The sequence below is a fragment of the Microcoleus sp. genome, from assembly GCF_041354475.1.
GTDB lineage: Bacteria > Cyanobacteriota > Cyanobacteriia > Cyanobacteriales > Microcoleaceae > Microcoleus.
This window is the reverse complement of sequence record NZ_JBGJZU010000025.1, coordinates 48,024-54,815: the sequence shown is the minus strand read 5'-3', so window position 1 is coordinate 54,815 and position 6,792 is coordinate 48,024. Positions and strand designations below refer to the sequence as shown.

Genomic DNA, 6,792 nt, shown 5'->3' with positions numbered 1-6,792 from the left:
ACGCAGAGCCTGGTAACAAGCAGTATTTAACTGGTTCCCCGGCTCTGCCTGGGAACCGAGATCCAGAGGCTCTGCCTCGCCAGCTTTTGGGAAACTTGGAGGCAGAGCCTCCGGATCTGTGTTACCAGGCAGAGCCTGGTAACAAGCAGTATTAAATTTTGCCTGGGAACCAAGATCCAGAGGCTCCGCCTCGCCAGCCTTTGGGAAACTTGGAGGCAGAGCCTCCGGATCTGTGTTACCACGCAGAGCCTGGTAACAAGCAGTATTTAACTGGTTCCCCGGCTCTGCCTGGGAACCAAGATCCAGAGGCTCTGCCTCGCCAGCCTTTGGGAAACTTGGAGGCAGAGCCTCCGGATCTGTGTTACCACGCAGAGCCTGGTAACAAGCAGTATTAAATTTTAGTAGCTTGCCCCTGAAATTGTACTATCGGGTTACTGCCGACAACTGCTGAACCAAAGCTGATTTCAACAGTTCCACCTTATCAGTTTGCTCCCAAGGCAACTCTAAATCAGTGCGTCCAAAGTGACCGTAAGCAGCCACATCTTGATAGAAACGGCCGCCCCTTTCCGCAGGCAAATTCTGCAAGTTGAATGCTTGAATAATCCCCGCTGGACGCAGTTCAAACAACTGCTTCACTACTTCCAAAAGGCGATCGTCATCGACTTTTCCAGTGCCAAAAGTTTCGATCATCATGCTAACAGGCCGCGCCACGCCGATCGCATAACTCAACTGCACTTCACACTTTTCGGCCAAACCGGCCGCCACGATATTTTTAGCCACGTAGCGACAAGCATAAGCCGCGCTGCGGTCTACCTTTGTGGGGTCTTTTCCAGAAAAAGCACCGCCACCGTGACGGGAATAACCGCCGTAGGTATCCACAATAATTTTGCGCCCAGTCAAACCAGAATCTCCTTGAGGTCCGCCGATCACAAATTTGCCAGTGGGGTTGACAAGGAAGCGAGTTTCTGCATCTGGTTTGATGGCAATATCCGCAAACACCGGTTCGACCACAGCAGTCCAAAGGTCTTCTTTAATTTTGGCTTGAACTGCGGCAGTATCAGTAATATCGCCGATCGCCTCAGTGTGCTGGGTAGAAATTAAGATCGTATCTATGCCCACAGGTTTGCCGTCTTCGTAAACCACGGTAACTTGGCTTTTGCCATCGGGACGTAGATAAGATAACTGACCGGTTTTTCTGACTGCTGCGAGTTGGCGGCAAATCCGGTGGGCTAGGCTAATCGGTAGTGGCATCAATTCCGGCGTTTCGTTGCAAGCAAAGCCGAACATCAAGCCTTGGTCGCCTGCTCCAATGGCGTCCAATTGTTCTTCGCTAGATTGTTCCCGACTTTCCTGGGCTGTATTCACCCCTTGAGCAATATCGGGAGACTGAGCGTCAAGAGCCACCAATACCGAGCAGCTATTGGCGGAAAAACCGTTATCTGCGTGGATGTAGCCAATGTCGGCTATTTTTTTCCGCGCTAATTCTATGTAATTTACCTGGGCTTTGGTGGTAATTTCTCCCGTCAGCAGCATCAAGCCTGTGTTGACAACAACTTCAGCAGCGACGCGACTTTTAGGGTCTTCGGTCAATAAGGCATCTAAAATCGTATCTGAAATTTGATCGCAGATTTTATCGGGATGGCCTTCGGTAACAGATTCAGAGGTGAACAGGTAGCGGCGTGACAATGATTATTTCTCCTTGTGATGTTTTCTAGTTTAGTGGAAGCAGGGTTGGATTTTGAGCAAAGTGACACTACTATAGCAAATTCACACTCCAAGCTCGATCGCCAGATCCAAATCTTTAAAGATTTGCCATTTCTTTTTTATACTATTGAATAATTTTCCCCTCTCAAATCTCAAACCTAAAATCGGCTGACTGGTATATTTTGGAAGACAGCCCAGTAGCGAAACACAGCGCTGGCGTTGATTGGTATGAGCTTACGCATCTAACTATTTATCAGGGTCTCATCTCGCACAACAACTATGGCAGGAATCCCCAAATCACCAAATTTCATCCAGAGGGTTGCAGACTTAGAATTTCCCGGTGGCCCCATACCCCTGGACTCTCGATTTTATATCGATCGAACTCCAGCCGAAGCACGAGCTTGTGCAGAAATTGGCAAACCCGGAAGCCTGATTCGGATTAAAGCCCCCAGAAAAATGGGCAAAAGTTCTCTGATGCTACGCATAATTCAAGCGGCACTAGCGCGGGGATACCGCACTGTCACCGTAGATTTTCAGCAAGCGGATGAAGCTGCTTTTGCTAGCTTAGATAAATTTTTGCGATGGCTTTGTGTGAATGCAGCTAGACAACTCAAACTCCCACCCAACTTGGATGATTTCTGGGATGAAGATATGGGCAGCAAAGTAAGCTGTACTATGTATTTTGAAAACTATTTACTAGAAGAAATTGAAACTCCCATTGTCTTGGTACTCAATGAAGTCAATCGAGTATTTGAACGTACAAATATTGCTCAAGAATTCCTGCCACTCTTGCGTTCCTGGTACGAACAAGCCAGACTAATTGACACTTGGCAAAAACTCCGCTTGGTCGTGATTCACTCAACAGAAATTTATGTGGCTTTGAGTCTCAATCAATCTCCTTTTAATGTAGGATTACCAATTAAATTATTGGAATTCAATGTGGAGCAAGTCCAAGAATTAGCGCGACGACATGGGCTGGAATGGAGCGATAGCTATCCAGTGCAGCAATTAATGAAAATGGTAGGAGGACATCCTTATTTAGTTCATTTGGCTCTTTATAACCTAGTAAATTCCTTACAAGATAACCTGCGGGAATGGTCAGCAGAGGCAGGCAAGTATCCGGCGCAAACCGAATTAGAACAACTGCTCAAATTAGCTCCTACTCAAAGCGGAATTTATAGCGAACATATTCAAAGTCAGTCGATAATATTGCAAAAAAATCCGGCACTATCAGAAGCTTTTCAACAGGTGATAAGTTCTCAAAATAGTATTTACATAGAGCCTTTAATTGCTTATCAGCTAGACAGTATGGGCTTGGTAAAGTTAGAGGGAAATAATTGTCAGGTGTCTTGCGAATTATATCGCTTGTATTTTCAAGAAGAAAAATTGTCCGAGCCTAGGCCAAGGGTTTGTCTGGAAGATTTACAGCAAGAAAATGAAAGGCTACAAGCTTTGGTGAACGTGGACGAACTTACTCAAATTGGGAATAGACGGCATTTTGACAGTTGTTTGCGGGCGGAGTGGAAGCACATGAGTCGTGATGGTTCTCCGATATCTTTAATTTTGTGCGATATAGATTATTTTAAAGTTTATAATGATACCTATGGGCATCAAGCTGGAGATAGTTGTTTGCGATCGGTAGCTCAGGCAATTGCTCGATCGCTCAAACATCCGGCTGATGTGGCGGCTCGTTATGGCGGCGAGGAATTTGCGGTAATTTTGCCTAGCACTGATGCGTCGGCTGCGATGATTGTTGCTGAAACAATTAGAGCTAATATTAAATCTTTGAATTTGGTTTTTAAGCATTCAAAAGTTGCTAATTTGCCAAATCCTGTGGTAACAATTAGTTTGGGAATTGCGAGTGTTGTTCCTGGGCCGGAGAATGATATATCAACGCTGGTATTGGCGGCTGATGAGGCTCTTTATGATTCTAAAAGACAGGGGCGCGATCGGGCTACTCTGAGTACGCTGTTGAATTTTAGGTTTGCATCTTAATCTTAGTCTACGCAATCGATCGCCCCAAACCCCAAAAAATAAACCAGAAACAAAAAAGTTGAGTAACCGATCGCTCGATCGTCAGAAACCGGGTTTTTGCGAAGATACTTCGTTGTTACCAGAGATTCAGTAAAAAACCCGGTTATGAAGGCGGAGTGCGTAATTCATCCCAAAAATTTGATACAGTAAGCGCGATCGCAACCGGAATGAGGCTTAAATACTCCCTTCATTATCTTAGTCCGCGCAGGCGGACTTCGTTCGTGTAGAAGCGATTTCAATCGCCGAGTAATCAAGGAAATAACTTATCCTTTCATATATTCAACCATCTGCTGTTCCAGCTTCGCCAACAGCGTATCCACATCCGTCGCAGCTTCCTCAAAACAAACAGGAGGTTCCGGCTTAGGTTCAAATAGAATCAACTTAATTTGACCTTCTCCGATCGCCAAAATCGCCACTTCCTTCTCAGGCTTATGAGCGTTCAACACCCCTACAACTTCCTGAATATGACTTCTAACTTGACGGTTCAACTCCTCAACCGCCTCTTTTTTACAATACACAAAACGCGCAGTTTCTGCAATATCAATTGCCAAAATCTCCTCGCTTTCCTCACCCCTTTCCAGAAATAGCCCCCAAGCCAAAGCAGCCAATTCATGTTGATGAGCTTTCACAAACTTATCTAATTTGCGACTCCAGCTATTTTCGTTTGGTTTAGACTCAGGGTTATCAAATAGAAACATTTTCTCTTCTTGCTTATAGAAACTAATATCTTACGGTTATTTGTGATTGGTTATTGGCCGTACCCTGAGCGTAGTCGAAGGGTCGAAGGGTTATTGGTTATTGGTTATTAGAAGAGTGTGAATAACTAATTACCAATGCCCAATGCCCAATGCCCAATGCCCAATGCCCAATGCCCAAAACCGCTGCGTTCTTATTTTATACCAGATTGGACGCGCCAGAGCGACGCATAAACTCCATCATTTTCGATCAGTTGTTCGTGCTGCCCCGATTCTACCACTAGCCCCTCATCCATGACAAAAATGCAGTCAGCATTACGCACTGTGGAAAGACGGTGGGCGATCGCAATTGTAGTCCGATTCTTAGTAATTCGTTCGAGCGATCGCTGAATAGCCGCCTCCGTCTCATTATCCACCGCCGAAGTAGCCTCATCCAGAATCAAAATCGGCGGATTCTTCAAAACAGCCCTAGCAATAGCAATCCGCTGTCTTTGTCCCCCCGACAATTTTTGACCCCTTTCCCCCACAATTGTCTCATAACCATCGGGCAATTGCGCGATAAACTCGTGGGCTTCCGCAATTTTTGCAGCATCTATTATATCAGAATTAGTGGCATCAAAACTGCCATAAGCAATATTTTCTGCCACCGTACCATGAAATAAAAATATATCTTGACTCACCAATCCAATCCCTCGGCGCAAATCTTTTAAATTCAGTTGAGTTAATTCAATACCATCCAAAGTGATTTGACCATATTGTACCTCATAAAGCCGCAAAATCAACTTCACCAAGGTACTTTTTCCCGAACCAGTAGGGCCAACAATCGCCGTAGTTTTTCCCGCCATTAGCGTCAAGGAAAAATATTGTAAAATCGGTCTTCTTTGATTGTAAGAAAAAGTCACATTTTTAAATTCCAGCGCCCCCTTAATCGAACTGATGGGCAACCGAATATCTCCCGTGCGAATGGCGATCGGAGTATCCAGCAAATCCATCGCCCGATTAGTAGAAGCCATCGCCCTTTGATACTGATCCAAAGTGTCACCAAGCCTAGTCAGAGGCCACAGCAACCGCTGAGTCAAAAACACCAAAACACTGTAAGTTCCCACCGACAATCTGCCAGCCACCACCTCTAAACCACCCAGAAATAGCGTGGCGATAAAGCCCAAGAAAATGATAATCCGAATCAACGGAATAAAAGCAGCAGAAAGGACGATCGCCCTTCGGTTACTTTGGCGATAAGCTTCGCTTTGGTTGGCGATACGCTGCGTCTCATAATCCTCAGAAGTGAAACTTTTAATAGTAGTAATTCCGCTCAAATTATTCGATAATTGACCGTTCAAAAAGCTCACCTTTTCCCGCACATCCGCATAGAGAGGGGCGAGGCGGTTCTGAAAGGCGATCGAACCCCAAACAATAAACGGAATCGGCAGCATAGACAGCACAGCAACCGTCGGAGATGCTGCAAAAAAAGCCGCGCCAATAATCACTACCGTTGTAATTACCTGAATCACATCATTAGCACCACCGTCTAAAAAACGCTCTAGTTGATTAATATCATCATTCAAAATAGAAATTAAACCACCAGTGCTGCGTTCTTCAAAATAAGCTAATTCTAATTCTTGTAAATGACTGTAAGCTTCCAGCCGCAAATCATGCTGAATATTCTGAGCCAAATTCCGCCATAAGTAATCGTAAGCATATTCAAAAATAGATTCCAATCCCCAAACAATCGCGCTCAAAATAGTAATAATTGCCAGTTGCCAAAAAACATCTTTTATGCCCCACTGAGCAATAATTGAATCTTCATTTTTGACCACAACATCAACCGCAATCCCGATTAATGCCGGTGGCGCTAAGTCGAAGAGTTTATTCAGAAATGAACAGATAGTTGCTAGCCAAGCTTGAAGGCGGTAGCGGCGCCCGTATTTCAGCAACCGCTGTAAAGGATGGGTAGATTTAGGGAGATTTGGTGACAATTGAGGACTGGGGGTAATATCAATTCCGATCGCATCGGAATGATTGTTGACAGTTGACAGTTGACAGTTGACAGTTGACAGTTAACTGTGAAACCATTGCTATTATTACATTTCCCTGATTCCTGATTCCTGATTCTTGATTTCTGACCTCCGCCATCTAGGTTAAATCCGTTGCCGAATAGCCTTCTTCCTTCTGTTATATCTTGCACTACTGTCTTCCACCCGTCGAGTGGTTCCAACCCCCCGTCTAACGGACATCTCCCATAATTATTGTGGAACAGGCAGGATGCCTATTCTTGACTGTCTTTTTAGGAGATGTGTAACAGCAGATATTAGCTTAAAATCGACTAAAAAGCTGAGATCAAAAGCTTTTTACCCATCCT

At 44.8% G+C, this 6,792-nt stretch carries 4 protein-coding genes; 1 reads left to right on the top strand and 3 read right to left on the bottom strand.

All coding sequences use genetic code 11. The features are described from left to right. Positions 1–423 precede the first annotated feature (423 nt). On the bottom strand, positions 424–1,686 hold the full coding sequence (gene metK, locus ACBR23_RS11990) for a methionine adenosyltransferase (protein WP_341735164.1): 1,263 nt from the start codon (positions 1,684–1,686) through the stop codon (positions 424–426). A 297-nt stretch (positions 1,687–1,983) separates the two neighbouring features. Here metK and ACBR23_RS11985 point away from each other — a divergent pair, with 297 nt between their 5' ends. After that, complete coding sequence (locus ACBR23_RS11985; RefSeq protein WP_371119604.1) at positions 1,984–3,699, top strand: AAA-like domain-containing protein; 1,716 nt, start codon at positions 1,984–1,986, stop codon at positions 3,697–3,699. 302 nt (positions 3,700–4,001) lie between these two features. Here the strand turns inward: ACBR23_RS11985 and ACBR23_RS11980 are convergent, their stop codons facing one another. Then, positions 4,002–4,436: a hypothetical protein gene (locus ACBR23_RS11980; protein ID WP_341735162.1), complete on the bottom strand. Its 435-nt coding sequence runs from the start codon at positions 4,434–4,436 to the stop codon at positions 4,002–4,004. A 191-nt stretch (positions 4,437–4,627) separates the two neighbouring features. Beyond that, positions 4,628–6,409: an ABC transporter ATP-binding protein gene (locus ACBR23_RS11975; RefSeq protein ID WP_371119605.1), complete on the bottom strand. Its 1,782-nt coding sequence runs from the start codon at positions 6,407–6,409 to the stop codon at positions 4,628–4,630. Positions 6,410–6,792 lie beyond the last annotated feature (383 nt).